Genomic DNA, 26,284 nt, shown 5'->3' with positions numbered 1-26,284 from the left:
AGTGCCTGAACGATGCCGCGAGCCCGCAACGTGACGCCGGTCCCGCTTCTCGCGGCCGTCCTCGTCGCCGCCGCCTGCGGCACCGCGCGGGCCGCGAGCGAGACCGAACTCCGCCACGCCGCGTGGCGCGACTGCGTCAGCCGCAACTTTCACATCCAGGCCGCGCTGACCGACCGGGATCTCGCCGCCGACGCCGCCTTCCGGGCCTGCCGGACCGCCGAGGACGCCTATCTCGCGACCCTCGCAGCCTCGCCGCTCCTCGACGGCGACGACGTCGTCCGCGCCCGGCCGCTCCTCGCCGGCCGGATCCGGGCTTGGCTGGTGGGCGATCGCGGCTGAACCCAGCGGCCCCCCGGGCCGCGCGACGTTCCGGGTCGCGGCAGCAACGATCCGCCGCACGGCACTGGCAGGGTGCCGGGGCGAGAGGCCGCCCGCCTAGGCTTTGAGCCGGGCCTTGATCCGCCGGGTCAGGCCGTCGCGGACGTCGCGGTAGGCGTCGAGGCGCTGCTCGCGGGACGCGTCCTGCACCAGGGTCGGGTCGGGGGTCGGCCAGTACTCGACATCGGCCGCGAGCGTGTGGGTCAGGTCCAGGGCCCGGTGATGCGCCTCCGGCGCGAGGGTGATGATCAGGTCGAAGTTCAGACCCTCCCAGTCCTCGAGTTCCTCCACGGTGCGCGGCCGGTGCCGGCTCGCGTCGATCCCGACCTCGTCGAGCGCCGCGATCATGAACGGGTCGGTGGGCTCGCCGGATCGTACCCCGGCCGACTGCACGTAGGTGGACTTGCCGAAATAAGCGCGCGCGATCGCCTCCGCCGCCACGGAGCGCACGGCGTTGTAGTTGCACATGAACAGGACGGACTGCACCCGCCGCTTCTTCGGGGAAGCGTCGGGAGGAGGCTCGGGAGCGGGCTCAGCCATCGCCGGTCGGCGCGGAGGGCGCCTAGCCCTTCCAGTGCAGCGCGAAGATCAGGGTGAACAGGCGGCGCGCCGTGTCGTGGTCGAGGTCCACCTTCCCCTCAAGCCGCTGCTTGAGCGTCTCGGACGCCTCGTTGTGCAGTCCGCGCCGACCCATGTCGATCGCCTCGATCTGCGACGGCGAGGCGGTGCGGATCGCGTTGTAGTAGCTCTCGCAGATCATCTCGTAGTCGCGGATCACCCGCCGGAACGGCGTCAGCGACAGGAGGTGCGTCATCACCGGCTCACCGTCCACCGTGGCGATGGCGAAGGACAGCTTGTTCTCGACGAGGCCGAGCGTCAGCGCGTAGGGCCCCTCCCGACCGGGGATCGTGAAGGAATTGTCCTCCAGGATGTCGAACAGCGCGATCGCCCGCTCGTGCTCCTGATCCGGATTGCCGCGGGCGATGGACGCCTCGTCCAGGCTCACCTTCGCGAGGCGGTTCGGCCCGCGCTGCTTCTCCGCCATCCCCAAAACCTCACAGGTTCAACCGGATCGCGACGGAGCGGGCATGCCCCTCCAGGCCCTCGGACCGGCCGAGGTTTATCGCCGCCGGGCCGAGCGCCCGCAAGCTCTCCGGCGTGCAGGCGAGGATCGTCGTCCGCTTCATGAAGTCGAGCACGCCCAGCCCGGACGAGAACCGGGCCGAGCGGGCCGTCGGCAGGACGTGGTTGGGGCCGCCGACATAGTCGCCGATCGCCTCCGGCGTGTGCGAGCCGAGGAAGATCGCGCCGGCATTGCGGACCTTGGCGGCGAGCGCCTCCGCGTCCTGCGTCTCGATCTCCAGGTGCTCGGGTGCGAGGCGGTCCACCAGCGGCACGGCCTCGTCGAAGGTGCGGACCCGGATGATCGCGCCGTAATCGCGCCAGCTCGCCCGGGCGATCTCCTGGCGGGGCAGGGTGGTCAGCGCGCGCTCGACCGCCTCCTCGACGGCCCCGGCGAGTTCGGCGCTGTCGGTGATCAGGATCGCCTGGGCGGCCACGTCGTGCTCGGCCTGGGCCAGCAGGTCGGCGGCGATCCAGTCGGGGTTGGCGTGGCCGTCCGCCAGGATCAGCACCTCGGAGGGGCCGGCGATCATGTCGATCCCGACCTGGCCGAAGACCCGGCGCTTGGCCGCCGCCACCCAGGCATTGCCCGGTCCGACGACCTTGGCCACGGGGGCGATGGTGGCGGTCCCGTAGGCGAGGGCCGCGACCGCCTGGGCACCGCCCACCCGGTAGACCTCGTGGACGCCGGCGAGCTGCGCGGCGGCCAGGACCAGCGGGTTCATCTGGCCGTCCGGTGTGGGCACCACCATGACGAGCCGCGGCACGCCCGCGACGCGGGCCGGCAGCGCGTTCATCAGCACCGAGGAGGGATAGCTCGCGGTGCCGCCCGGTACGTAGAGGCCGACCGATTCCAGCGCGGTCCAGCGCCATCCGGCCGTGACGCCGAGGGCGTCCGTGGCCCGGTGATCTTCGGGCCGCTGGGCCCGGTGGAAGCTCTCGATCCGCTCGGCGGCGAGGCGCAGCGCCTCCAGGGAATCCGGCGGGCAGGCCGCGACGGCCGCGGCCATCTCCGCGTCCGTGACCCGCAGCTGCGCCGCCGAGAAATCGGCGCCGAGCCGGTCGAAGCGCCGGGTGAAATCGACCAGCGCGTCGTCGCCCCGGGTGACGACGTCGGCGATGATGCCGCGCACGGCCTCGTCCACGTCCTCGGCGATCTCGCGCTTCACCGTCAGGAGGTGCGCGAAGGCGGCGGCAAAATTCGGATCGCTGCTGTCGAGCCGGACCATCGGGAAGCCTTCTGTCTCGCGTCAGGCCGCCGGGCCGGCGGCCGTATCGGTGTCGATGTCGTGTCCGGGACGGGTGGCCGATTCCCAGACCGGGCCGAGATCCTTCATCCGGACCTCGATGCACTCGACCTCCAGCCGCAGGGCCGCGCCGCCGGAGAAGACGAGGTCGATATGCCCGGAAGGCGCGTCCGTCGGCTCGAAGGTGAGGGCGAGCAGGCTCATGGGCGTGGCGTCGTCCGGCTTCAGGCCGCGACTCTTCACGCCCAGCACGCGCTCGACATGCAGGCCGGCGAGGCGGCGGCGCGGCGGGACGTTCGGCGTCCAGTCGAAGCGGCGCACGGCCATGAGGAAGCGCTGCTCGCCCGCGAGGTAGGTCAGGTCCTGCGGCCGCAGGATCGCGTCCTGCAGATGGGCCGAGATCACGGTCAGGTCCTCGGTGTCGAGGGCGGCGAGCCTGAGCAGCTCCATGCAGATGGTCCTCGGGGGATACGGGGCGCGGATCGGGCGGCGCGGGCCGGTCCGCGGCACGGCGTAGGTAGCGGCGCGGCCCCGATCGGGCAACGGCTGGTCTGGGGATCGCGATCCCGGTCGAGCACAGGCTCGGCCCAGCGTCGCCGTTTAGACGCGCTGGCGGACGAGCCGAGGCAGGGTCTCATATGGCCGCACTCACCGAGCGCGCGGTTCTGGCGGTGCTGACCATCGGGCTGCAGGCGGTCGGATCCGCCTCCGCGCAGGTCGGCCCGGACGCGCGGCCCTACATCTACGGCCGCCCGGCGCCGGATCGGGATGTCTACGCACCGCCACCGCCCGGCGGGCGCCCGCCGCCTCCGCCGGCGGATGACGGGTATGGCTGGCGTCCACCCCCGCCGCCGCCACTCGACGATGCGTATGACAGGCGCGGCCCGCGCTGGCGCGGCGATTTCGGGCGCCGGTGGGACGACAGCGTCTGCGTGACGGCCCGCGGCACCTGCACGGTGCGCCCGGCCCCTCCCGATGCGCCCTGCGGCTGCGATATTCCCGGCTTCGGCTACAAGCGCGGGCAGATCGAGGATTGAGCCCGACGGCCGTCGGACGCGATCGACGGCGATGGGCGGCCACGGCCGCGTTCGGACGCCGCGCGCGGCGGGACCGCGGCAGCCCCGCGCCGCATTGCCGGGGCGGGTAGGAGCGGCGGTACGCCCTTCGCGGCGCGGGCGACCGCGCCGAGCAGGTCGTGGTCCATGCCCGGGCTTCGTGGGCGGTCGCCGGCGCTCACGAAGGCCGCGCAGCCCCGGTCGGTGCGCCGCCGGGGCTCCGTGCTGAGCCGGACTTGCGGCCGCCGCAGGCGCCGCGCAGCCCCGGCCGGTGCGGACCGAGCGCTGCCGTTCAGGCCCGGACGCGCTCGATCTGCGCGCCGCAGCGGCCGAGTTTGGCCTCCAGCGCCTCGAAGCCGCGGTCGAGATGGTAGACCCGGTTGATCTGGGTCTCGCCCTCGGCGGCGAGGCCCGCGATGACCAGGGAGACCGAGGCGCGCAGATCGGTCGCCATCACGGGGGCGCCCTTCAGCCGGTCCACGCCCTCGACGATGGCGAGATCGCCCTCGAGGCGGATCTTCGCGCCGAGGCGGGCCAGCTCCTGCACGTGCATGAACCGGTTCTCGAAGATGGTCTCGCGGATGTGCGACTGGCCCTTGGCCAGCGTCATCAGCGCCATGAACTGCGCCTGGAGATCCGTGGGGAAGCCCGGGAACGGGTCGGTGGTGATGTCCACCGCCGCGATGCCGCCGCCGTTGCGGCGCACGCGGATCCCGCCCTCGACCTGGGTGATCTCCGCGCCCGTGGTCGACAAGACGTCGAGGGCCGAGTGCAGCAGGTCGGCCCGCGTATCCTTGAGCACGACGTCGCCGCCGGCCATCGCCACTGCCATCGCGTAGGTGCCGGTCTCGATCCGGTCGGGCAGGACCTCGTGGCGGGCGCCGTTCAGGCGGGCCACGCCCTCGATCTCGATGCGCGGCGTGCCGGCGCCGCGGATCTTGGCGCCCATCTTGTTCAGGCACTCCGCGAGGTCGACCACCTCCGGCTCGCGGGCGGCGTTCTCGAGCACCGTGGTCCCGTAGGCGAGGGCGGCGGCCATCAGCGCCACGTGGGTGCCGCCCACCGTCACCTTGGGGAAGGCGATCTCGGCGCCGCGCAGCCCGTTCTTGGTCCTGGCGACGACGTAGCCGGCGTCGATCTCGATCTCGGCCCCGAGCCGCTCCAGCGCCATGATCAGCAGGTCCACCGGGCGGGTGCCGATGGCGCAGCCGCCCGGCAGCGACACCTTGGCCTCGCCGAACCGGGCGAGCAGCGGCGCGACCACCCAGAAGCTCGCCCGCATGGTCGAGACCAGCTCGTAGGGTGCCGTGGTGTCGATGACGTTCGAGGCGGTGAGCCGGATCGTCTGGCCCGTCTCGGTGGTCTGACCGGGGCGCTTGCCCACGACCATGTGGTCCACGCCGTGATTGCCGAGGATCCGCGTCAGCGCGGCGATGTCGGCGAGCCGCGGCACGTTGATCAGCTCCAGCGTCTCGCCGGTCAGCAGGCTCGCGATCATCAGCGGCAGCGCCGCGTTCTTGGCCCCCGAGATCGGGATCACGCCGTTGAGCGGCGCGCCGCCGGTGATGTGGATGCGGTCCATCGTGTGTCCTCGGGCGGCGCATCCGCGAGGACGCGCGGCCGACCGTGCTGATCGCGGGCGCGGCAGCGCCCAGGCTTGGCCGTGCCCTATAGACCGGATTTGTCGGAATCAGGACCGCTTCCGTCGGATTCGCGCGTGCAGGACTGATCCGCGCCCGGTGACGGTCTCGCCTCGGCCCGTCCGCGGTCCTGCGCCTTGCGGCGGCGCAGGTTCTGGCGCAGCGCGGCCTTGAGGCGCTCCGCGCGCTCGTCCTTGGAGCCCGTCACGGCGCGACCCTTGGTCGCCGCAAGGTCGGGGCGGAGCGACCCCCGCCGGATGAGCCATCTGCGGATGGTGACATGAGCTGTTGCAGGGGGCAGGAGCCAAATTCGGATCGGAAGATCCTGCCGGACGCTAGCGGGTTCACGCGGGCCTCTCAACGGATGCAACGCTGCGATGTCGGAACCTTACCTTGAACCAGTTCCAGATCCGCGCGTATCTTGCGGCCCTCACGCGAAGGACTGGACCGAGGCCGGACCTCGATCGCGGGCCTGAGATGCCGCCTCGGCGGTGTCGCCCGCGCGGCCGAATACGCGAAGGACGCTCGATGACCGTCACCCGGATGCCCAGCACGATGCTCGCCCAAGCGGGATCGACGCGCGCCGGATCCGGCTACGAGCGCTACTTCCGCGGGGCCCTGGATCAGCTGCACGGCGAGCGGCGCTACCGGGTCTTCGCCGACATCGAGCGGATTTCGGGCCGTTTCCCGACGGCCAAGTGGCGCCAGCCCGAGGGCAAGACCACCGAGATCACGGTGTGGTGCTCCAACGACTACCTCGGCATGGGCCAGCACAAGGAGGTCGTGGCGGCCATGACCGAGACCGCCGCCCGCTGCGGCGTCGGCGCCGGCGGCACCCGCAACATCGCCGGCAACACCTCGCCGCTGGTCGATCTGGAGCGCGAGCTCGCCGACCTGCACGGCAAGGAGGCCGGCCTCGTCTTCACCTCCGGCTACGTCTCGAACCAGGCCGGCATCTCGACCATCGCCAAGCTGATCCCCGACTGCCTGATCCTGTCGGACGCCTTCAACCACAACTCGATGATCGAGGGCGTGCGCCATTCCGGCTGCGCGAAGAAGATCTTCCGCCACAACGATCTCCAGCACCTGGAGGAGCTGCTCCGGGAGGCCGGCGACCGGCCCAAGCTGATCGTGTTCGAGTCGGTCTACTCGATGGACGGCGACGTGGCGCCGATCGGCGAGATCTGCGACCTCGCCGACCGCTACGGGGCGATGACCTACCTCGACGAGGTCCACGCCGTCGGCCTCTACGGCCCGCGCGGCGGCGGCATCGCCGAGCGCGACGGCGTCATGCACCGGGTCGACGTGATCGAGGGGACGCTGGCCAAGGGCTTCGGCTGCGTGGGCGGCTACATCACGGCTTCGGCGGCGATCTGCGACGCGGTGCGCAGCTTCGCGCCGGGCTTCATCTTCACGACGGCGCTGCCGCCTGCCGTGGCGGCGGCGGCGCGGGCGTCGGTGCGGTATCTCAAGCGCTCGGGCGCGGAGCGGGAGGCGCACCAGCGCCAGGCGGCGGCCACCAAGGCGGCGCTGCGCGCGGCGGGCCTGCCGGTCCTGGAGACGGAGACGCACATCGTGCCGGTGATGGTGGGCGATGCCGAGCTGTGCAAGGCGGCGGCCGACCATCTTCTGGAGCACCACGCGATCTACATCCAGCCGATCAACTACCCGACGGTGCCGCGCGGGACCGAGCGCCTGCGGATCACGCCGTCGCCCTTCCACGACGCGGCGCATATCGAGCGCCTGGCTGCGGCGCTGACGGAGACCTGGGAGGCGCTGGACCTGCCCCGCGCCGGCACGGTGTTCGTCGAGGCGGCGGAGTAGGATCCGCGCCGCCTCTCCCCGAGAGGCGGTGCTGCGGGCGCCCGCTTCCGCGAAGGGGGCGAAGCAACCCGGGGGGCCCGTTCACCGACGGCCTGCTGCCCTGGATTGCGTCGCTCCGCCCGCGGAGACGGGCGCGACGGCGTTCTGACACCGGCCTCGACCCCGCGGCTCGGCGCTGAGGCGGCCGCCCGCACCGCTCCCATGTCCCGACCCCATCTCGTCTTTTCCGGCGCCGACCTGTAACGACGGCCCCGATCCTCACCCGCGAAAAGTCCGCCCATGATCTCCTCCCCGCTCATGACCGTGATGGTCGATGCCGTGCGCAAGGCCGCGCGCGGCCTGCGCCGCGACTTCGGCGAGGTCGAGAACCTGCAGGTCTCGCGCAAAGGTCCGGGCGACTTCGTCTCCGCGGCCGACCGCAAGGCCGAGGAGGTGCTGCGCGACGCCCTCATGAAGGCGCGTCCGGGCTACGGCCTCGTGCTGGAGGAGAACGGGATCATCGAGGGGACCGACAAGAGCCACACGTGGCACATCGACCCTCTCGACGGCACGTCGAACTTCCTGCACGGCGTGCCGCATTTCGCGGTCTCGGTCGGTCTCGAGCGCGAGGGCCAGATCGTGGCCGGCGCGATCTTCGACCCGATCAAGGACGAGCTGTTCGTCGCCGAGCGCGGCAAGGGCGCCTATCTCAACAACCGGCGCCTGCGCGTCTCCGGCCGCCAGGACATGGCGGACGCGCTGGTGGGCTACGGCACGCCCTATCTCGGTCGCGGCAGCCATCCGCGCCTCCTGCGCGAGCTCGGCGCCGTGATGGCGGTGGCCGGCGGCACCCGCCGGATGGGCTCGGCGGCCCTCGACATGGCCTACGTCGCCTGCGGCCGCCTCGACGCCTACTGGGAGCGCGATCTCCAGACCTACGACTTCGCCGCCGGCGTGATCCTGGTGCGCGAGGCGGGCGGCTTCGTGACCTCGGCGGACGGCGCGGCCGAACCCCTGGCCCCGCGCTCGGTGGCCTGCGGCAACGAGGGGCTGCACCGGGACCTCGTCGCCATCCTCAAGAAGGTCCAGGCGGCCTGAGCCGCCGTGAACTGGTCAGGGCGCCGAGCTTCTGCTTTAAGCCCGCGGTTCTCCACGGAAGGCCGAACGCATGGAAGCCCGCCGCCACGTCGCGCTGAAGGAATCGGTCCGCTCGATTCCCGATTACCCGAAGCCGGGGATCATCTTCCGCGACATCACCACGCTGCTGAGCGACCCGCGCGCCTTCCGGCGGGCGGTCGACGCCCTGGTGCACCCCTACGCCGGCGGACAGATCCACCAAGTGGCCGGCATCGAGGCGCGGGGCTTCATCCTGGGCGGGGCCATCGCCCACCAGCTCTCCTGCGGCTTCGTGCCGATCCGCAAGAAGGGCAAGCTGCCCCACAAGACCGTGTCGATGGCCTACGCCCTCGAGTACGGGACCGACGAGATCGAGATCCACGTCGACGCCGTCCGGCCGGGCGACAAGGTGCTGCTGGTCGACGACCTGATCGCCACCGGCGGCACGGCGATCGCGGCCGTGAACCTGCTCCAGAAGATCGGCGCCGAGATCGTGGCCGCCTGCTTCGTCATCGACCTGCCCGAGATCGGCGGCGCGCAGCGCCTGCGCGACCTGGGCGTCGAGGTGCGCACCCTCATGCAGTTCGAGGGTCATTAGGGCCCGCGAAACGTTGACTTCGCGGGGCCCATCCGCCATAAGCCCGCCACTCGCGACGTGGCGCCCCGCATGGGCGCCCTTCGTGTTTGCAGACAACCAGGACGCGTGGAGGTCGGGTGCAGCATCAGCTGCCCGCGAGCGCGCCTCGACCTTTGAAGGCTCTGAGCCATGAAGAGAACCTACCAGCCGAGCAAGCTCGTCCGTAAGCGCCGTCACGGGTTCCGTGCGCGCATGGCCACCGCCGGCGGCCGCAAGGTCATCGCGCGCCGTCGCGCCCATGGCCGCAAGCGCCTGTCGGCCTGAGGCCTGATCCTCGCCGGCGCGGACGCCCCGGGCATCCGCGCCACGAGGCAAGTGGTATCGGCCGGGATCGAACCATCGATGGCGACGATCGAGCGGCTCAAGAAACGACCCGACTTCCTGGCGGCGGCCGAGGGACGTCGCTTCCACACCGAGCGGATGACCGCGCAGGGGCGTCTTCGGAACCCGGACGCTTGTCCCGGCCTCCGTCTCGGGTTCACCATCACCAAGCGTGTCGGTCACGCGACGGAGCGCAACCGCATCCGGCGCCGCCTCCGCGCGGCCCTGAGCGTGGTCGCGTCCGACCTGCCGGGCGAGCTCGCGGGCCTTCCGGCCGACATCGTGCTGATCGCCCGCCGTCCCGCCCTGGAAGCCGCCTTCGAGACCCTCACCGAGGATCTGCGTCGCGCGATTCCCGCGGTGACCCGCCCGGCGGCGGCCCGCGGGGACAGGCCCTCCGGCCGGTCCGGTGGCCGGCGCTCCGGGCCGACCCCCGACAAGACCCTATCTCAGACGTCCTCTTTCCCGCACGAAGCCGGCCGCGCCTCCGCGCAGGCGGCCCCGACCGGCGGAGCCGACATCGGCCCGTCGCAGGGGTGCGACAGAGATCCCCGAATCACAGGCGCGCGCAGGTCCTCCAGGGCCGGCGACGCTCCTGTTGCCACTCCGAACGCGTGCGGCGGTGTCCCTGATGGGCAATGACAAGACGAACATGTTCGTGGCCATCGGCCTGTCGCTGCTGGTGCTGCTCGGGTGGCAGTACTTCGTGGCCGGCCCGCGCATGGAGCAGCAGCGCCAGATCGAGGCGCAGAACAAGGCCGCGCAGCAGCAGCCCCCGGGCGTGACCCCGGACGGCGTGCCCTCGCCGTCCCCGAAGGAGGGCGGCCCGGCCGCGCCCGCGCCCGGCACGCTGCCGACCGCCCAGGGCGGCCCGGTCTCCCGCGAGGCGGCGCTGGCCCGCTCGCCGCGCGTGCGGATCGAGACCCCGGCGCTCTCGGGCTCGATCGCCCTGAAGGGCGGCCGCGTCGACGACGTCTCGCTCAAGAACTACCACGAGACCATCGACCCCAAGAGCCCCGAGATCGTGCTGTTCTCGCCGGCCGGGACCGAGACGCCCTACTACGCCGAGTTCGGCTGGGTCGGCGCCAATGCCGGTCCGCTGCCGACCAACGACACCCTGTGGACCAGCGACGGCAAGACGCTCTCGCCCGGCATGCCCGTGACCCTGACCTGGGACAACGGCGCCGGCCTCGTCTTCAAGCGGATCATCGCGGTCGACGACAAGTACATGTTCACGATCCGCGACGAGGTCGAGAACAAGGGCTCGGGCGCGATCACGCTGTACCCGTACAGCCTCGTCTCCCGCTGGGGTAAGCCGCACACCCAGGGCTACTACGTCCTGCACGAGGGCATGATCGGCTATCTGGGCAACGACGGCCTGCAGGAATTCACCTACGACAAGCTCGCCAAGGAGGGCGCCTACGGCGGTGCCAACACCAAGGGCAAGGCCTGGACCGGCGTGACCGGCGGCTTCGTCGGCATCACCGACAAGTACTGGGCGGCGGCCGCGATCCCCGATCAGGACACGCCCTACACCGGCGCCTTCACCGACCGGACCGACGGTGCCACCAACGTCTACCAGGCGAGCGTGCGCGGCGACGCCGTGAACCTCGCGGCGGGTGCCTCGGCCACTGCGACGCAGCGGCTGTTCGCGGGCGCCAAGGAAGTCAACGTCATCAACAACTACGAGAAGGATCTCGGCATCAAGCACTTCGATCTGATGATCGACTGGGGCTGGTTCTTCTTCATCACCAAGCCGATGTTCCGGGCGCTGGACTTCTTCTACCACCTATTCGGCAACTTCGGCGTCTCGATCCTGGTGGTGACCTTCTGCCTGAAGCTGCTGTTCCTGCCGATCGCGAACCGGTCCTACGTCTCCATGGCCAAGATGAAGGCCGTGCAGCCGGAGATGGCCGCCATCCGCGAGCGGTACAAGGACGACCGCATGAAGCAGCAGCAGGCCACGATGGAGCTGTACAAGAAGGAGAAGATCAACCCGGTCGCCGGCTGCTGGCCGGTGCTGATCCAGATCCCGGTCTTCTTCGCGCTCTACAAGGTCCTGTTCATCACCATCGAGATGCGCCACGCGCCGTTCTTCGGCTGGATCCGCGACCTCGCGGCGCCGGATCCGACGAGCATCGTGAACCTGTTCGGCCTGCTGCCGTTCCCGGCGCCCGATTTCGTGCACCTGGGCGTCTGGCCGATCATCATGGGCATCACGATGTTCGTGCAGATGAAGATGAATCCCGCGCCGCCGGACCCGGTCCAGGCGCAGATCTTCACCTTCATGCCGATCGTGTTCACCTTCATGCTGGGCTCGTTCCCCGCTGGCCTCGTGATCTACTGGGCCTGGAACAACACCCTGTCGGTGATCCAGCAGTACGTCATCATGCGCCGCAACGGCGTGAAGGTGGAGTTGTGGGACAACCTGCGATCGACGTTCCGCCGCGGCAACGGCACCAAGGCGGCCGCCACCAAGAGCTGACAGGCGACACGCCGTGACCGACACCAACGACGACGCGGCCGACCTCGCCGAGGCCGGCCGCCTTCTCTTCGCCGGCGCCGCCGACTTCTACGCGGCCGCCCAGACCCTCGACCGTCTGCCCCCGATGGAGGGCGTCGAGATCGCCTTCGCGGGCCGCTCGAACGTCGGCAAGTCGAGCCTGATCAACGCGCTGACCGGGCGGAACACCCTGGCGCGGACCTCGCACACGCCGGGGCGGACGCAGCAGCTCAACTTCTTCCGGATCGGCGAGCGCCTGTCGCTGGTCGACATGCCCGGCTACGGCTACGCCGCCGTCGAGAAGGCCAAGGTCGAGGCGTGGACCCGTCTGATCCATTCCTACCTCAAGGGCCGCACCAACCTCGCCCGGGTGTTCATGCTCATCGACGCCCGGCACGGCTTCAAGTCGATCGACACCGACGTGCTCGACGGCCTCGACAAGGCCGCGGTGAGCTACCAGGTCGTTCTGACCAAGGGCGATTCCCTCAAGAAGGGCGAGGTCGCCAGCCGCATCGCCGGGATCGAGGCGGGTCTCGCCAAGCGTCCGGCCGCCTACCCGCAGGTGATCCTCACCTCGAGCCGGGACGATTCCGGCGTGCCGGATCTGCGCGCGGCCATCGCCAAGCTCCTGGTGGAGCGCGGCGCGTGAGACTCGCGGGGATCGACCGCGCGCTCGCGGCGCTCGCCGGCCTCGCCGGGCTGCTCGGCGTCGCGCTGAGCGCCGCCGCGGCGCACATCCCCGGGGCGGATTCGCAGAAGACGGCGGCGCAGTTCCTGCTGTTCCACGCCCCCGCGATCCTGGCGCTCGTCGGCTTCGGGGCCTCGGGCCTCGCCCGGGCCGGTCTCGCGCGCGTCGCGGCCGGACTCCTGATCGCCGGCCTGATCCTGTTCTGCGGCGACCTCTCGGTGCGCGCTTGGCTCCAGCACGCGCTCTTCCCGATGGCTGCGCCGACGGGCGGCTTCGCCCTGATGGCCGGGTGGCTCGTGGGGATCCTCTGCGCTCTGGTGCCTGCGCGACGCGCGGCCTGAGATCAGTCCCGAGCCTCGACGAAGCCGGAGGCGTCGCGCCGGCCGCCGCGGCGGTGCGTCCGAGCCTCAGCCCGCCCGCACCTGCAGGAAGTCCAGGGCCGGTCCCTGCGCGTCCGAGAAGATCCCGGCGGTGAGCGCGCCGCCGTAGACGGCCGCGGTGTCGAGGTTGGTGCGGAACCGGCGCACCTCCGGGCGCCCGCTCCGTTGCGGCGTGTGGCCGTGGACCACGTGCCGTCCGAAATCGTGGTCGCCCTCGAGAAACGGCTCGCGGATCCACAGGCGATCGTGCGCGTCCGAATCGCGGGCGTCCGCGCCGGGCCGCAGGCCGGCATGCACGTACCAGTGGGCGCCGTCACCGTGCAGCGTCGGGAGCGCCTCGATCCAGTCGAGGGTGTCCCGGGGAAGGCCGGCGGGGTCCCGCGCGCCGAACGCGTCGAGCGTCGCCTCGCCGCCGTTGTACATCCAGTGCGCGGCCGCGCTTCCCGTCTGGAGCGCGTCGAGCAGCATCCGCTCGTGATTGCCCATCAGACAGACGACGCGCTCGGGCTCGGCCCAGTTCAGGCGGCTCACGGTGCGGAGCACCGCGGCGCTGTCCGGACCGCGGTCGATGTAGTCCCCGAGGAAGACCAGCCGGTGGGGACGGTCGCCGGCATGGCCGGCGATCCGCTCCAGCAGCGCGTCGAGCAGGGCGGCGCAGCCGTGGACGTCGCCGATCGCGTAGGTGAGGGGGCCCGAATCCATCGCGCCATCGTCCACCGCGGCGTCGCGCTCCGCAAGGCCACCCGGGTGGGCGCGCTACGCCGCGAGGGCGCGCATCTCCGCGATCAGGTCCGACTTGCCCTCGAAGCCGATGCCCGGCAGGTCCGGCATGGTGATGTGGCCGTCCTCGACCCGCACCCCGTCGGGAAAGCCGCCGTAGGGCTGGAAGAGATCCGGGTAGCTCTCGTTGCCGCCGAGGCCGAGGCCGGCCGCGATGTTGAGCGACATCTGGTGCCCGCCATGCGGGATGCAGCGGGAGGCCGACCAGCCGAACTCGGCCAGCACGTCGAGGGTGCGCAGGTACTCCACCAGCCCGTACGACAGGGCGCAGTCGAACTGCAGCCAGTCGCGGTCGGGCCGCATGTTGCCGTAGCGCAGGAGATTGCGCGCATCCTGGTGCGAGAACAGGTTCTCGCCGGTGGCTATCGGCCCGGGATAGTAGGGCGCGAGCGCCGCCTGGAGCGCGTAGTCGAGCGGGTCGCCCGCCTCCTCGTACCAGAACAGCGGGTACTGCCGCAGCATCCGTGCGTACGCGATGGCGGTCTCGAGATCGAAGCGGCCGTTGGCGTCGACCGCGAGACGTCCCCGTCCGCCGATCTCGGCGAGCACGGCCTCGATCCGGCGCCGATCCGCGTCGATCGGCGCGCCACCGATCTTCATCTTCACGACCGTGTAGCCGCGGTCGAGATAGCCGCGCATCTCGGCGCGGAGGGCGGAATCGTCCTTTCCGGGATAGTAGTAGCCGCCCGCCGCGTAGACGAAGACCCGCGGGTCGGCGGCGACGCCCTTCCGCTCGGCGAGCATCCGGAACAGCGGCTTCCCGGCGATCTTCGCCGTCGCATCCCAGATCGCCATGTCGAGGGTGCCCACCGCCACCGAGCGCTCGCCGTGGCCGCCCGGCTTCTCGTTGCGCATCATCGCGGCCCAGACCCGGTGCGGATCGAGGTTGTCGCCCGCCTCCGTCAGGAGGCTCGCCGGATCGGCCTCCAGGATCCGGTCGCGGAAGCGCTCGCGGATCAGGCCGCCCTGGCCGTAGCGGCCGTTCGAGTTGAAGCCGTAGCCGACGACCCGCCGGCCGTCGCGCACCGCGTCGGTGACCACAGCGACGAGGCTCGTGGTCATCTTCGAGAAGTCGATGTAGGCGTTGCGGATCGGCGAGGCGATCGGCTTGGTGACCTCGCGGACGTCGACGATGCGCATGGCTGTCCTCCCGGTGTGTCCCGGTGCCGTAGCGCCGCTCGCACCCGGGCAGCCAATGCCGTTTCCGGCGCGCGCGATGCGCGAACGGCATCGGCCCGTCCTGTCGGAGAGGCGCGCCATGGATCTGGACTGGGTGAGGGATTTCCTCGCGCTCGCCGAGCACCGGACCTTCTCGCGGGCCGCCGAGGCCCGGAACGTGACGCAGCCGGCCTTCAGCCGACGGATCCGCGCGCTGGAGGAGTGGGTTGGGACGCCGCTGTTCCTGCGGAGCGCGCGAGGGGCAGGCCTGACCGCCGCGGGAGCGCGCTTCCGGCCGGGCGCCGAGGAGCTGCTGCGGGGCCTGGATCGGGCGCGCGGCGAGGCCCGGGCCGCCGGTGCGCGCGCGGACGCGAGCCTCGCGATCGCGGCGACGCACGCGCTGTCGTTCACGTTCTTCCCAAGCTGGATCCGGCAGCACGCGCCCTTCGAGATGCTCGGCGCCCTCAACCTGATCTCGGACAGCATGGCGGCCTGCGAGGCCATCCTGCTGGCCGGCGAGGTGCAGCTGCTCCTGTGCCACCATCGCGCGGACCTGCCCACGCGCCTGGACGATGGCCGCTGCGAGTCCGTCCGCGTCGGCGCGGACAGCCTGGTGCCGCTCTGCGCTCCGATATCCGGCGGGGCGCCGCTCTGGCCGCTAAGCAGGCCGGTCCGCTACCTCGCCTACGGCGAGGCCTCCGGGCTCGGGCGGATCCTCGCGGCGAGCGGGGTGGCGGCCGGCCACGAGCCGGCCTTCACGTCGCACCTGGCGGCGACGCTGATGACCATGGCGCAGGGAGGCGACGGTGTCGCGTGGCTCCCGGCGACGCTCGCGGAGGCGGCGATCGCGCGCGGCCTGCTCGTTCGGGCAGGTTCCCAGGAGCTGGACGTTCCGGTGGAGATCCGGCTGTTCCGGGCGCGGGGGAGCCGCGGCGGCGCGGCCGAGGCCCTGTGGCAGCGCCTGCACGCGCCCGGACCTGACCGGCCCGATCAGCCCGTCGCCACCCGGGCGTAGCGGCCGTCGTAGCGGCCGGCCCGGATCTGCTCCAGAACCTCCGCCTCGCGGGCCGCCTGCGCCCGCACGGCGTCGAGCAGGGCCGCCGCGTCGCCGGGCGGGAAGGAGACGACGCCGTCGGCGTCGCCGACCACCACGTCCCCGGGATTCACCGTCCAGCCGCCGACGCAGACCGGCCCGTTGATCGCGCCGGGGCCGGTCTTGAACGGGCCCCGCGGCGTCGCGTCACGGGCGTAGCAGGGAAAGTCCGAGCCCGCGAAGGCCGCCGTGTCGCGCACGGCGCCGTCGATCACGAAACCGGCCACGCCCCGGCTCTCGGCGATCGCCTTCATGATGTCGCCCACCAGCGCGCGGCTCGTGTCGCCGCCGCCGTCGACCACGATCACGTCGCCGGGACGGACCTCTTCCAGAGCCTGATGGATGGCGAGGTTGTCGCCGCTCCGGACGCGAACCGTGAAGGCCGTGCCGACGAGTGGTCCGCCGCGGTGGAACGGGCGCAGGCCGGCCAGGACCGGCATCCGCGCCAGGCAGTCGCTGATCGTGGCCGTCGAGACGTCTCGGAAAGCCGCCAGCACAGCCGGGTCGACGGCGGGCGGCGGCGGATGGCGGGTGATGGCGGACATCGGCCTCTGCGTCTCCCTGGCGTCATCGCTCCCGCGGCATCGCGGCGTATCGGCGGGGGCCTGGGGGATCCTGCCCCAGGCCGCGGCCGGTGTCGCGGCGGAACCCCGCCGCGATCAGTGATCGGCCGCCGGAACCGCGCCGCCGCCGCCGCCGGTCGCGAGCTTGCGACGGGCGTCGGCCTGACCGCTCGTCGCACCGAAATAGCTGGCCGAGTCGCCGAGCTGCACCGACGGCTGGCAGCCCGGCGTGCACGACAGGGATTCCCGATCGAGGCCGCGCTGCACCGTGATGGTCGAGTCCCGCGACGCCTCGACCCGGATGGTCGTCTCGGCGATCATGGCGCCGCCGTTGTCGAGGGCGATCAGGTTGGTGGAGCCGAAGCTCTTGCCGGTGAGCACGAGCACGCCGTTCTTCTGCGGCGTCACCTCGGCGATGATCGGGTTCCCGACGATGACGGTCGACGTCTTCTCCGGCAGGCGGAGCACCTTGGCGTTGTCCACGAGAACGGTCACGACGGGCAGGAGATCGGGCTGCCCGGCCGCGGCCGCGGCGCCCGTCAGCAGGACGACGAGGCCGGCTCGGCCCGCGATCGACAGGGTGCGACGCATCGGGGTTCCTCAAGACGGCGGGCGGTCCACGCGATCCGGCCCGATGCCTCAGGCTAGCGCGGAACCCGTGAAGGAAGCGCTAAGCAAGACCAAGTCGCGGCACTGTGCCGTATCGGGGAAACCCAACCTTCACCAAACTCGCAGCGAGACGGCGTTTTACGTCGGTGCGGGATCGATTTAACCGATTTTCAAGGCGTAATCGGCAGTCTGTGCAGGCCGCCGATCGAGACCTGAAAATTCTTCATCGGGCATCGCGCAAGTTTTATCTCGCTCTGTGTTGGTCGAAGGATCACCCTCTATGAAGACCCTGTTCACGCGTTTCGCTTCGGACGAGTCCGGCGCCACCGCGATCGAGTACGGCATGATCGCGGCCCTCATCGCCGTGGCCATCATCACCGCGCTGAAGACCGTCGGCACCAGCCTGACCAGCAAGTTCAGCCAGATCTCCGGCAACCTGAACTGATCGAGACCCGTCCGATCTGCGGCAGGTTCGAGACAGCCCGCCTCTCCCCGAGACCCGGAGAGAGGCGGGGGATCCCGGCCTGCCGGGATCGTCGTTCTTCGCGGCGGCGGTGGCCGCCCGGCACATCCGAGATCCGGACCGGCAGCGAGACCGCTGGGTCGGGTCGAATCCCGTGACGCGACAGGCTTCGACGAGATGGGCGCCGAGATGGTCGGTTCAGCGACGGCAAGCCTGGGACTGACCGGTCTGGGCCCGGCCGGTTTCGGCCTCCTGATCCTGTTCCCCTTCCTGATGGCCTACGCGGCCGCCAGCGACCTGCTCACCATGCTGATCCCGAACCGGATCTCCCTGGCCCTCCTGGCGGGGTTCGCGTTGCTGGCCCTGACGAGCGCGATGAGCTGGACCGAGATCGGCTTCCACTGCGCGGCCGGAGCGGTCGTCCTCCTCGTCACGTTCACGCTGTTCGCCTTCGGCATCATCGGAGGCGGCGACGCGAAGCTCGCGGCCGCCACGGCCCTGTGGCTCGGCTTCGACGGCCTCGGCGACTACCTGCTGGTGGCCTCGGTGTTCGGCGGCGCCCTGACGCTGGCGATCCTGTTGGCGCGGACGCACCCATTGCCCGTCCGGATCGCGCGCATGCCGTTCGCCCTGCACCTGCACGACGCCAAGACCGGGATCCCGTACGGGATCGCCCTGGCCGCGGCGGCGCTCCTCGTCCTCCCCGAGACCGAGGTCTGGACCCGGGCCCTCGCCGGCTGAGTCCGCCGCGGGGATTCAGACGCGCAGGATCTGGAGCCCCGAGCTCGGCTTAGCTAAAAGTCGCGCATGCCCCTCGCGCTGCTGCGTCGCCCCGATCCCGATCATCTTGAGGTCCAGCACGAGGGCGCCAGCCTTCGCATCGCCCTCCGTCGGCGACCGACCGCGCGCCGCATCACGCTCCGCGTCTCGGCCGCCACCGGCGAGGCGGTGATCACCCTGCCGAGCCGGACCGCCATCAACACGGCGCAGCGCTTCGCGGCGAGCCACGCGGGCTGGATCGCGGCGCGTCTCGCCCGCGTGCCGGTCCGCGTGCTGTTCGAGGTCGGCGCCAGCCTGCCGGTCCGCGGTGAGCTTCACCGGATCAGCCAGCGCGGCACCCGGAGCGGCCCCGTTCGCATCGAGTGCGTGGAGGGAGAGCGCGTGCTCTCGGTCTCGTGCGACGCCGCCCACGTGGCGCGCCGGGTCCGAGATTTCCTGGCCCGCGAGGCCAAGCGCGACCTGACCGAAGCGATCGAGCGCTACGCGGCGCAGCTCGGGCAGCGGCCGGTGCGCGTCACGCTGCGCGACACCCGCAGCCGCTGGGGTTCCTGCACGGCCCGCGGCGAGCTCAACTTCTCATGGCGCCTGATCCTCGCGCCGCCGACGGTGCTCGACTATCTGGTCGCCCACGAGATGGCGCATCTGCGCGAGATGAACCACTCGCCGCGCTTCTGGGCCCTGGTGCACGCGCTCTGCCCGCACACCGATGCCGCCGAGGCGTGGCTCAAGCGCCACGGCACCGGCCTGCATCGCTACGGCTGAGCCGTCGTCGTTAGGCCCTGCATCAGCCCTTGGCGCGAAGGACCCGCTGGCGCGCCACCGCATCCGCCGGCCAGCTCGGGCGGGGGTCGACCTGGCCCGGGCTGAGGGTGCGTGGGGCGACGCTGTCGCAGATCTCCCGCTGGCGGATGATCACCGGGTTGCCGAACTCGTCCCGGCGCCGGATCAGGCCGCCGTCGCGGCAGTAGCCGGCGATCGCCGCCTGCCCGTTGCGGCGGCCGTACGGGTTCGCCGCCACGGGCGGATGCTCGATCACCAGCGTGTCGGAGTGGTTCAGCGAGCGTTCGATGTAGGTGGTCTCTCCGACCGGCAGGGACTGGGCTCCCGCCTGCGCGAGGGTGGCCACCAGGCAGGCGGCCGAGAGAGTGAGCGGGCGCATCACGGCGTCAAGATCCGGCGCTGGAGGAGTGTTCGAACACAATCTAGGCCGCTGAAACCGTCACGGGTAGCGCCGACGCGCAACACCGCGCCCGCATCGCTTGACAGCGCGGGGCGGACCATGGTCGGAACACGCCCGATTGTACGGCTCCCGCCGGTCCTCGGCCGGAGCGTTCCGAAGGGATCGGTGGTGCCGCTTCACGCGAGGCTCGTTCGTTTCCGGCGCGCCGCGCTGCCGGTTCTCCTCGCCCTCGTCGCGGCGGCACTCGCGCCCGCCGGGCCGGCCGCGGCTCAGGGCATGGTGCGCAAGACCTTCGACGATTGGCAGCTGCGCTGCGAGACTCCGGCCGGCGCGAAGGCCGAGCAGTGCGCCCTCGTCCAGTATCTCGCCGCCGAGGATCGCCCGAACCTGACCCTCGTGGTGATCGTCCTCAAGACCGCCGACAATCGCGGTTACCTGCTGCGTGTGGTGGCGCCGCTGGGCGTTCTCCTGCCTTCCGGGCTCGGCCTGAAGATCGATCAGACGGATATCGGCCGCGCCGGCTTCGTCCGCTGCCTCACCACCGGCTGCGTGGCCGAGGTCGTCATGGATGACGGGCTGATCCGCCAGTTCAAGAACGGCACGCAGGCCACCTTCATCGTGTTCCAGACGCCCGAGGAGGGCGTCGGCATCCCGCTGTCGATGAAGGGCTTCGCGGCCGGGTTCGACAGCCTGAAATGACGGTGCCGTTCGGGAGCCGTGCGATGATCGGACATCGGAACAGGAGCGTCACGCGGTCCCCGGACATGGCCCGGCGCCGGACCGTCGCTCTCCGGCTCGGCGCCTCGGTGCTCGCCGCGTCGCTCGCCGCCACGGCCCCGGGCCGGGCCGAGGAGGGCAACATCTTCTCCAACCTGTTCAAGTACGGCGGCACGACGGTCCCGCCGTCGCAGCCCGAAGCCCTCGACCCGGCCTATTGCCCGACGGTCGAGGTCGCGGAAGGTGGGGCGGCCTCGCGCACGCTCGCGGGCGACGCGGTGCGCACCCAGTTCTCCCTCGGCCGCCTCGCCCGCGAATGCACGCGGCGTCAGGACGGCTCGATCACCGTCAAGGTGGGCGTCGAGATCAACGTCTTGCTCGGGCCGGCGGGCGCGCCGGGCCGGTTCGATGTGCCGGTCACGTTCCAGATCCGCCACGACGGCAAGACCGTCTCGAGCCGCACTGAGCGAGCCAGCGTCGTCGTCGGGGCCGGCGAGGCGCAGGGCTTCGCCACGATCGTCGCCGACGAACTGCAGGTTCCGGCCGCCATGACGGCCGATTACGACATCGCGGTGGGCGTCGGCACCGGCAAGGGGGCGGGCAAGCCCGCCGCGAAACCGCGCCGGCGCAAACCGGCTGTCGCCGCTGCGCCCGCCGGCGGAGGCGACGCTGCCCAGTGACGCCGCGGCGCGCCTCGGCGATCCGATCCCGCTGATCGCGAAGACCGGTCGCGACAGGATCTGGCTCGGCCGGCCTGTCCGGTTTTGGCTGGAGGCCACGGACGATCCCGCGTTCGATCGTCGCCTCGTGCTCCCGGATCATCCCGCCGGCTGGATCGTGCTGAGCTATGCCGGTGATCCGACGGCGGCGCCCCGGCGCCCGATCCTGCGCGTCCTGCGTGGGTCTGACGAGACCGTTCAGGACTTCGTCCTGCCGGGAGCCTCCCAGGGGCTCGCACACTGGCTCGGACTGATCCCCCCGGATGCGCGGGAGATCCGCCTCTCGGCCGGCGCCGATTTCGCCCTGGAGCGGGTCGGCGCCCGACGCGAGGTCGAGGTGCTCGCGCAGTGCCTCCTGCGCCGGCCCTGGCGCTGCGTCTCCGCCCTGTACGAGCGCGCCCGCGGGTCGGAGCGGCGCTACCGCGACATCCTGCGCGGCGCCTGCGCGGTGACGCCGATGGACCGGTTCCCGTCCTGGGCCGCCGCCCGGACCCGGCCCGCCCGCATCGCGCCCGCCGCCCTGCGGATCCGGTGCGTCCTGCTCGCGCAGCCCGGGGACGCGGCGGCGCTGTCGGCCACGCGGGACGCGCTGAACGCGCAGACGCACCGCCCCGAGTCGATCCGGGTCGCCTGGGCGGGGGCGCCGCCCGCAAAGGCCAGCGGGCCGATGTCGCACCAGGCCTGGGACGAGGCTGCCCGCTTCGACGAGCTTTCCGGCGAGGCGGACGCCCTGTGCCTGCTGCGCGCCGGCGACGTCCCGGAGCCGGAGGCCCTGGCGCTGCTCGCCCGCGCCCTGTCGGGCGCGGACATCGCCTACGGCGACGCGATCGATCCCGACGGCCGGCCGCGGCTGAAGCCGGACTGGAGCCCAGACCTCGCCCTGGCGACGGGGTATCCGGGGTTTCCCCTCCTGCTGTCGAGATCCTGGCTCGCCGCGGCCCTGGCGCGCCCCGCCGGCCGGATGGCCGAGATCGCGCCGGCCATCATGGCCGCCGCGATGACCAGCGCCGCGCGGGTGGCGCACGTCCCACGGATCCTCGCCCGCTCTGCCGGCGATGGCCTGAGCCCGTCCGCTCGGGCGGCGGCTTTCCACGCGCTCCGGGCCGGACGGCCTCAGGTCCGCGCCGGGATCCAAGACGGTGCCGTTCGCCTGGAATGGCCCCTGCCGGATCCGGTGCCGCTGGTCAGCATCGTGATCCCCTCGCGCGACCGCCTCGACCTGATCACCCGCGTCTGCCGCGGGGTGCTCGCCGAGACCGCCTACGCGCCGCTCGAGCTGATCATCGTCGACAACGGCTCGACCGATCCGGCGGTCCTCGACCATTACGCGACCCTGCGCGGCGATCCGCGCGTCCAGATCCTCATGGATCCGCAGCCCTTCAACTTCGCCGCGATGGTCAACGCCGGCGTCGCCGCGGCGTCGGGGACGATCGTCGTGCTGCTGAACAACGACGTCGCCGTGCTGGAGCCCGGCTGGCTCGAGGCCATGGTCCGGCAGGCCTGCCGGCCGGAGGTCGGCGCCGTCGGGGCGAAGCTGCTCTACGGGGACGGTACCCTGCAGCACGCCGGCGTCGTCGTCGGTCTCGGTGGCCGAGCCGGGCACATCCTGCGTCGCCGGCCCGGCGACACGCCGGGTCAGCTCGGCCAGCTGCGCGTCGCGCACGAGGTCTCGGCGGTGACCGCCGCCTGCCTCGCCGTCGCGCGGGAGAAGTATCTGGCGGTGGGCGGATTCGACGCCGAGGCCTTCCCGGTGGATTTCAACGACGTGGATTTCTGCCTGCGCCTCGGCGCCGCCGGCTGGAAGACGGTCTGGACGCCGGCCGCGACGCTGGCCCATCTCGAATCCGTCAGCCGCGGTCCGTCCGTCGGGGCCAAGCGCGCCCGCTTCGAGCAGGAGGCCGCCCGCTTCTCCGAGCGCTGGCGCGCCGTGATCCGGCACGATCCGTTCTACCACCCCGCCCTGTCGGTCACGACCTTCGGCGAGGATCTGGAATGACGCCGCCGGACGGCGCGTCGGGCCGCCGAGCGGCGCCGTATCTCGGAGCGTCGCGCCGCTCCTGGCGCGCGCTGGTGGGCGCGGCGCGCCACGCGCTCGCGCATCCGCGAACGGCGGCCGCGATCGTGGGCGCGCGCCTGACGGGGAAGCGGCTGCGCGCCCGGCAGGCGCTCGCGGCCCTGATCGGGATCGACCATCGGCTCACCCTGCCGCCGGGGATCCTCGACCGCTTCCCGCCGGCACCGGCCGGTCCGGGCGGCGCGATCCGCCTGATCGGCGACGGGGTCCTCGTCGCCGGTGCGCCCGGACGGATCGCGGCCCTGTTCGCGAGCGAGCCCGACCTTCAGGCCCTGTACGGCGACGCCTTGGTGCAGGAGCGACCCGGCGGCGCGGTGCTGCCGCTGCTGCCGCCGGTTTTCGACCCTGACCGGCTCGCGGCCTTCGATTATCTCGGGCCCGTCCTGGCCTGCCGATGCAGCGCCCTCGACCCCGGCGTCGATCCCGGGAGTCCCGCCGAGGCCGCCTTTCGGATCGCGGAGCGCTTCGGCCCCGGCGCGATCGGCCACCTGCCGGAGATCCTGTCCGTCCGGCGCGGCGAGGCGATCGCCGCGACGGATCGTGAAGCGCGACACGCGCCCCATCACGCCACCGTACGCGCCCACCTCGACCGGGCGGGCGGCGCCGGCCTGCGCGTGGCCGTGGGAACGGACGGCCTCGTCGCAGTCGAGCATCCCCTGCCCGAAACGCGGCCCCTGGCCAGCCTGATCGTTCCGACCCGCGACCGCCTGGATCTCCTGCGCCCCTGTCTCGAGAGCCTGCGCAGCTGCACGGACTGGCCGTCGACCGAGATCATCGTCTGCGACAACGACAGTCGCGAGCCCGAGACGCTCGCCTACCTGCGGGCCCTGGAGGGGGAGGGGAGGGGGCACGTCGTGCCCTGGCCCGGGCCGTTCAACTTCGCCGCCATGAACAACGCCGCCGCATCCTGCGCCCGCGGCAGGCTGCTGGTCTTCATCAACAACGACGTCGAGGCCTTCCGGCCCGACTGGCTCTCGCGCATGGCCCGGGAGGCCCTCCGCCCGGATGTGGGGGCCGTCGGTGCCAAGCTCCTCGACGGCGAGGGCCGGATCCAGCACGGCGGCATCGTGCTCGGAACCGGCGGCCTCGTCACTCACGGCCACCGGCACTTTCCGGGGGACGCCCCCGGCTATCTCGGCGCTCTGCGCGTCACGCAGACGGTCTCCGCGGTGACCGCCGCGTGCCTGGTCGTCGAGGCGGAGAAGTTCCGCGCGGTCGGCGGCTTCGACGAGGCGGTCTTCGCGGTCGACTTCAACGATGTCGATCTCTGCCTGCGCCTGAACGCGGCCGGCTACCGCACGCTCCTGGTCCCCGGGGCGGTCCTGCATCACCGCGAGGCCGCGAGCCGCCGCTGGACCCCCGAGGCCCGCGCCCGCCACGCGCGCGAGATCGCCGCGCTGAGAACGCGATGGGGGTCGCTGCTGGTGCAGGACCCCCATTACCATCCGGGTTTCGACCCGGCGCTCTCGACCCACGCGCGACTGCGCGCAGGTTTTCCCGAGGCCGGACCGGCGCCCCTGCGCCGGCCGACAGCCTGACCGGGCCTACTGCACGAGGCGCGGGCCGCCGCCCTGGACCTTCTCGTTCTCCGACATGATGCCGAGCCGCTTGGCGACCTCGGTATAGGCCTCGATCAGGCCGCCGAGATCCTTGCGGAACCGGTCCTTGTCGAGCTTGTCGGAGGACTTGATGTCCCAGAGCCGACAGGAATCCGGGGAGATCTCGTCCGCCACCACGATGCGCATCATGTCGCCTTCCCACAGGCGGCCGGTCTCCATCTTGAAATCGACGAGCCGGATGCCGACGCCGAGGAAGAGGCCGGACAGGAAGTCGTTGACGCGGATCGCCAGCGCCATGATGTCGTCGATCTCCTGGGGCGTCGCCCAGCCGAAAGCCGTGATGTGCTCCTCCGAGACCATCGGGTCGTTCAGCGCGTCGTTCTTGTAGTAGAACTCGATGATCGAGCGCGGCAGCTGGGTGCCTTCCTCAAGACCGAGCCGCGTCGCCAGCGAGCCGGCCGCGACGTTGCGCACAACGACCTCGAGGGGGATGATCTCGACCTCGCGGATCAGCTGCTCGCGCATGTTCAGCCGGCGGATGAAGTGCGTCGGCACGCCGATGTCGTTGAGGTGCTGGAAGACGAACTCCGAGATCCGGTTGTTCAGCACACCCTTGCCGTCGATGACCTCGTGCTTCTTCGCGTTGAAGGCCGTCGCGTCATCCTTGAAGTGCTGGATGAGCGTGCCGGGCTCCGGCCCCTCGTAGAGGACCTTCGCCTTGCCCTCGTAGATGCGACGGCGGCGATTCATAGGCGTGTACCGTGGTTTGAGGAAGTCCATGGGCCGAGGCTCCTGATGCGCGACGATTGGGAGGAATCCGCGGCGCGGCGACCGGACGCGAGGTCGGGCCGCCGGACGGCCTCTGCCCGAGGGCCCCGGCGACCGGCCGCCAAACTAGCGGATGCGGGCTTCCAGCACAACGCGTTAGCCCGCAGGGCGGGATTGCGGAGGCCGGCCGGGACGTGCCCGGAACGACCTCGGCAGCCCGTCACGCCGCCGTCACGCCGCCATCACGCGGTCGTCTTGGACGGGTAGCGGCAGAGGTCGGCGATGAGGCAGCGCGGGCATTCGGGCTTGCGCGCCTTGCAGGTGTAGCGGCCGTGCAGAATCAGCCAGTGATGGGTGTGGAGCCGGTAGGAATCCGGCACGATCGCCTCGAGACCGGCCTGCACCTTGTCGGTGGTCGCGCCGACGAAGAGCGGGATCCGGTTCGAGACCCGGAAGATATGGGTGTCCACGGCGATCCGCGGAACCCCGAAGGCGATGTTGAGCACCACGCTCGCGGTCTTGGCGCCGACACCGGGCAGAACCTGGAGGGCTTCCAGGCTAGCCGGCACCGTGCCGCCGTGCTCGTCCACGAGGATCCGCGAGAGGGCGACGACGTTCTTCGCCTTGGTGTTGAACAGCCCGATCGTGCGCACGAAATCGCGGACCCTGTCCTCGCCGAGGGCCAGCATCTTCTCGGGCGTGTCGGCGACCGCGAAGAGCGGGCCGGTGGCGAGATTGACGCCGCGGTCGGTCGCCTGGGCCGACAGCACCACGGCAACGAGCAGCGTGAACGGATTCACGTAGTGGAGCTCACCCTTGGGCTCCGGTTCCGCCGCCTGGAAGCGGCGGAAGATCTCGGCGAGCGTCGCCGGGTCGACGGCCTCGGGAGCCGTGTCCACCTGCGCGGTGACGGCGCGCCCGATCGGACCCG

General features: G+C 71.7%; 31 protein-coding genes. 18 read left to right on the top strand and 13 right to left on the bottom strand.

What is annotated here, in order from left to right:
* Positions 1 to 12: 12 nt before the first annotated feature.
* On the top strand, positions 13 to 339 hold the full coding sequence (locus BKE41_RS18670; RefSeq protein WP_024829272.1) for a hypothetical protein: 327 nt from the start codon (positions 13 to 15) through the stop codon (positions 337 to 339).
* 96 nt (positions 340 to 435) lie between these two features.
* Here the strand turns inward: BKE41_RS18670 and BKE41_RS18665 are convergent, their stop codons facing one another.
* From BKE41_RS18665 to BKE41_RS18650, 4 genes are read right to left on the bottom strand one after another with little or no spacing between them, the layout of a single operon-like run.
* On the bottom strand, positions 436 to 918 hold the full coding sequence (locus tag BKE41_RS18665; RefSeq protein WP_024829273.1) for a low molecular weight phosphatase family protein: 483 nt from the start codon (positions 916 to 918) through the stop codon (positions 436 to 438).
* Between the two features lie 22 nt (positions 919 to 940).
* Positions 941 to 1,423 carry a UPF0262 family protein gene (locus BKE41_RS18660; RefSeq protein WP_012320451.1) on the bottom strand — a complete coding sequence of 161 codons (483 nt, stop codon included), beginning with the start codon at positions 1,421 to 1,423 and terminating at the stop codon, positions 941 to 943.
* Between the two features lie 10 nt (positions 1,424 to 1,433).
* Positions 1,434 to 2,729, bottom strand: a complete 1,296-nt coding sequence (hisD, locus tag BKE41_RS18655; RefSeq protein ID WP_053622261.1) for a histidinol dehydrogenase — start codon at positions 2,727 to 2,729, stop codon at positions 1,434 to 1,436.
* 21 nt (positions 2,730 to 2,750) lie between these two features.
* Positions 2,751 to 3,197, bottom strand: coding sequence for a DUF2948 family protein (locus tag BKE41_RS18650; protein WP_024829275.1), 447 nt, complete (start codon positions 3,195 to 3,197; stop codon positions 2,751 to 2,753).
* Positions 3,198 to 3,385: 188 nt separating this feature from the next.
* On the opposite strand from BKE41_RS18650, the gene BKE41_RS18645 reads away from it, so the two are divergent.
* A complete protein-coding gene (locus BKE41_RS18645; RefSeq protein ID WP_053622262.1) occupies positions 3,386 to 3,784 on the top strand; it encodes a hypothetical protein in 399 nt (132 codons plus the stop codon).
* Between the two features lie 310 nt (positions 3,785 to 4,094).
* Here BKE41_RS18645 and murA read toward each other — a convergent pair whose 3' ends face one another.
* A complete protein-coding gene (gene murA / locus BKE41_RS18640; protein ID WP_012320447.1) occupies positions 4,095 to 5,384 on the bottom strand; it encodes a UDP-N-acetylglucosamine 1-carboxyvinyltransferase in 1,290 nt (429 codons plus the stop codon).
* 86 nt (positions 5,385 to 5,470) lie between these two features.
* Positions 5,471 to 5,650, bottom strand: coding sequence for a hypothetical protein (locus tag BKE41_RS32200; RefSeq protein ID WP_043074169.1), 180 nt, complete (start codon positions 5,648 to 5,650; stop codon positions 5,471 to 5,473).
* A gap of 320 nt (positions 5,651 to 5,970) precedes the next feature.
* On the opposite strand from BKE41_RS32200, the gene hemA reads away from it, so the two are divergent.
* The 8 genes from hemA (at position 5,971) to BKE41_RS18600 (ending at position 12,851) form a co-directional block, all read left to right on the top strand.
* A complete protein-coding gene (hemA, locus tag BKE41_RS18635) occupies positions 5,971 to 7,266 on the top strand; it encodes a 5-aminolevulinate synthase (RefSeq protein WP_012320446.1) in 1,296 nt (431 codons plus the stop codon).
* A gap of 279 nt (positions 7,267 to 7,545) precedes the next feature.
* Positions 7,546 to 8,343 carry an inositol monophosphatase family protein gene (locus BKE41_RS18630; protein ID WP_024829277.1) on the top strand — a complete coding sequence of 266 codons (798 nt, stop codon included), beginning with the start codon at positions 7,546 to 7,548 and terminating at the stop codon, positions 8,341 to 8,343.
* A 70-nt stretch (positions 8,344 to 8,413) separates the two neighbouring features.
* A complete protein-coding gene (locus BKE41_RS18625; RefSeq protein ID WP_012320444.1) occupies positions 8,414 to 8,959 on the top strand; it encodes an adenine phosphoribosyltransferase in 546 nt (181 codons plus the stop codon).
* 168 nt (positions 8,960 to 9,127) lie between these two features.
* Positions 9,128 to 9,262: a 50S ribosomal protein L34 gene (gene rpmH / locus BKE41_RS18620; protein WP_007558110.1), complete on the top strand. Its 135-nt coding sequence runs from the start codon at positions 9,128 to 9,130 to the stop codon at positions 9,260 to 9,262.
* A 78-nt stretch (positions 9,263 to 9,340) separates the two neighbouring features.
* Positions 9,341 to 9,961, top strand: coding sequence for a ribonuclease P protein component (gene rnpA, locus BKE41_RS18615; protein WP_070999961.1), 621 nt, complete (start codon positions 9,341 to 9,343; stop codon positions 9,959 to 9,961).
* Positions 9,951 to 11,804: a membrane protein insertase YidC gene (gene yidC / locus BKE41_RS18610; protein WP_012320442.1), complete on the top strand. Its 1,854-nt coding sequence runs from the start codon at positions 9,951 to 9,953 to the stop codon at positions 11,802 to 11,804. Before rnpA ends, yidC begins: the two co-directional genes overlap by 11 nt.
* 13 nt (positions 11,805 to 11,817) lie before the next feature.
* Positions 11,818 to 12,471 carry a ribosome biogenesis GTP-binding protein YihA/YsxC gene (gene yihA, locus BKE41_RS18605; RefSeq protein ID WP_012320441.1) on the top strand — a complete coding sequence of 218 codons (654 nt, stop codon included), beginning with the start codon at positions 11,818 to 11,820 and terminating at the stop codon, positions 12,469 to 12,471.
* Positions 12,468 to 12,851, top strand: coding sequence for a DUF423 domain-containing protein (locus BKE41_RS18600; protein ID WP_070999960.1), 384 nt, complete (start codon positions 12,468 to 12,470; stop codon positions 12,849 to 12,851). Before yihA ends, BKE41_RS18600 begins: the two co-directional genes overlap by 4 nt.
* Before the next feature lie 66 nt (positions 12,852 to 12,917).
* On the opposite strand, the gene BKE41_RS18595 is transcribed toward BKE41_RS18600, so the two are convergent.
* A complete protein-coding gene (locus BKE41_RS18595; protein ID WP_029360663.1) occupies positions 12,918 to 13,592 on the bottom strand; it encodes a metallophosphoesterase family protein in 675 nt (224 codons plus the stop codon).
* Positions 13,593 to 13,646: 54 nt separating this feature from the next.
* Positions 13,647 to 14,810 carry a mandelate racemase/muconate lactonizing enzyme family protein gene (locus tag BKE41_RS18590; protein ID WP_059409599.1) on the bottom strand — a complete coding sequence of 388 codons (1,164 nt, stop codon included), beginning with the start codon at positions 14,808 to 14,810 and terminating at the stop codon, positions 13,647 to 13,649.
* 118 nt (positions 14,811 to 14,928) lie between these two features.
* On the opposite strand from BKE41_RS18590, the gene BKE41_RS18585 reads away from it, so the two are divergent.
* A complete protein-coding gene (locus BKE41_RS18585; protein ID WP_070999959.1) occupies positions 14,929 to 15,843 on the top strand; it encodes a LysR family transcriptional regulator in 915 nt (304 codons plus the stop codon).
* Here BKE41_RS18585 and BKE41_RS18580 read toward each other — a convergent pair.
* Both BKE41_RS18580 and BKE41_RS18575 read right to left on the bottom strand, forming a co-directional pair.
* Entirely contained in the window at positions 15,819 to 16,466 is a 648-nt protein-coding gene (locus tag BKE41_RS18580; RefSeq protein WP_012320436.1) for an RraA family protein, read from the bottom strand. The genes BKE41_RS18585 and BKE41_RS18580 overlap by 25 nt on opposite strands.
* Before the next feature lie 114 nt (positions 16,467 to 16,580).
* Positions 16,581 to 17,075: a pilus assembly protein N-terminal domain-containing protein gene (locus BKE41_RS18575; protein WP_012320435.1), complete on the bottom strand. Its 495-nt coding sequence runs from the start codon at positions 17,073 to 17,075 to the stop codon at positions 16,581 to 16,583.
* A gap of 298 nt (positions 17,076 to 17,373) precedes the next feature.
* On the opposite strand from BKE41_RS18575, the gene BKE41_RS18570 reads away from it, so the two are divergent.
* From BKE41_RS18570 to BKE41_RS18560, 3 genes are all read left to right on the top strand, one after another.
* Positions 17,374 to 17,538 (top strand): Flp family type IVb pilin, encoded by a 165-nt coding sequence (locus tag BKE41_RS18570; protein WP_012320434.1) that lies wholly within the window; start codon positions 17,374 to 17,376, stop codon positions 17,536 to 17,538.
* Positions 17,539 to 17,745: 207 nt separating this feature from the next.
* Complete coding sequence (locus BKE41_RS18565; protein ID WP_043074175.1) at positions 17,746 to 18,297, top strand: prepilin peptidase; 552 nt, start codon at positions 17,746 to 17,748, stop codon at positions 18,295 to 18,297.
* Between the two features lie 66 nt (positions 18,298 to 18,363).
* A complete protein-coding gene (locus BKE41_RS18560; protein WP_012320432.1) occupies positions 18,364 to 19,098 on the top strand; it encodes a SprT family zinc-dependent metalloprotease in 735 nt (244 codons plus the stop codon).
* Between the two features lie 22 nt (positions 19,099 to 19,120).
* Here the strand turns inward: BKE41_RS18560 and BKE41_RS18555 are convergent, their stop codons facing one another.
* On the bottom strand, positions 19,121 to 19,495 hold the full coding sequence (locus BKE41_RS18555; protein ID WP_012320431.1) for a hypothetical protein: 375 nt from the start codon (positions 19,493 to 19,495) through the stop codon (positions 19,121 to 19,123).
* 231 nt (positions 19,496 to 19,726) lie between these two features.
* Here BKE41_RS18555 and BKE41_RS18550 point away from each other — a divergent pair, with 231 nt between their 5' ends.
* The 4 genes from BKE41_RS18550 to BKE41_RS18535 all read left to right on the top strand — a co-directional run bounded on the left by BKE41_RS18550 (position 19,727) and on the right by BKE41_RS18535 (position 24,564).
* Entirely contained in the window at positions 19,727 to 20,215 is a 489-nt protein-coding gene (locus tag BKE41_RS18550) for an invasion associated locus B family protein (RefSeq protein WP_210383334.1), read from the top strand.
* Positions 20,216 to 20,280: 65 nt separating this feature from the next.
* Entirely contained in the window at positions 20,281 to 20,913 is a 633-nt protein-coding gene (locus BKE41_RS18545; protein WP_024829284.1) for a hypothetical protein, read from the top strand.
* A 127-nt stretch (positions 20,914 to 21,040) separates the two neighbouring features.
* Positions 21,041 to 22,948, top strand: a complete 1,908-nt coding sequence (locus BKE41_RS18540; RefSeq protein ID WP_199825800.1) for a glycosyltransferase family 2 protein — start codon at positions 21,041 to 21,043, stop codon at positions 22,946 to 22,948.
* Positions 22,945 to 24,564 (top strand): glycosyltransferase, encoded by a 1,620-nt coding sequence (locus tag BKE41_RS18535; RefSeq protein ID WP_070999957.1) that lies wholly within the window; start codon positions 22,945 to 22,947, stop codon positions 24,562 to 24,564. The genes BKE41_RS18540 and BKE41_RS18535 overlap by 4 nt, the downstream gene beginning before the upstream one ends.
* A 6-nt stretch (positions 24,565 to 24,570) precedes the next feature.
* Here the strand turns inward: BKE41_RS18535 and purC are convergent, their stop codons facing one another.
* Together purC and nth are read right to left on the bottom strand one after the other, a co-directional pair.
* Positions 24,571 to 25,365 carry a phosphoribosylaminoimidazolesuccinocarboxamide synthase gene (gene purC / locus BKE41_RS18530; RefSeq protein ID WP_010684691.1) on the bottom strand — a complete coding sequence of 265 codons (795 nt, stop codon included), beginning with the start codon at positions 25,363 to 25,365 and terminating at the stop codon, positions 24,571 to 24,573.
* Between the two features lie 230 nt (positions 25,366 to 25,595).
* Positions 25,596 to 26,276 carry an endonuclease III gene (nth, locus tag BKE41_RS18525; RefSeq protein ID WP_071000718.1) on the bottom strand — a complete coding sequence of 227 codons (681 nt, stop codon included), beginning with the start codon at positions 26,274 to 26,276 and terminating at the stop codon, positions 25,596 to 25,598.
* Positions 26,277 to 26,284: the final 8 nt, after the last annotated feature.

It is taken from the genome of Methylobacterium sp. C1 (assembly GCF_001854385.1).
Classification (GTDB): Bacteria; Pseudomonadota; Alphaproteobacteria; order Rhizobiales; family Beijerinckiaceae; genus Methylobacterium; species Methylobacterium radiotolerans.
The sequence above is the reverse complement of the archived record's forward strand: the minus strand, read 5'-3'. Positions and strand labels throughout refer to the sequence as shown.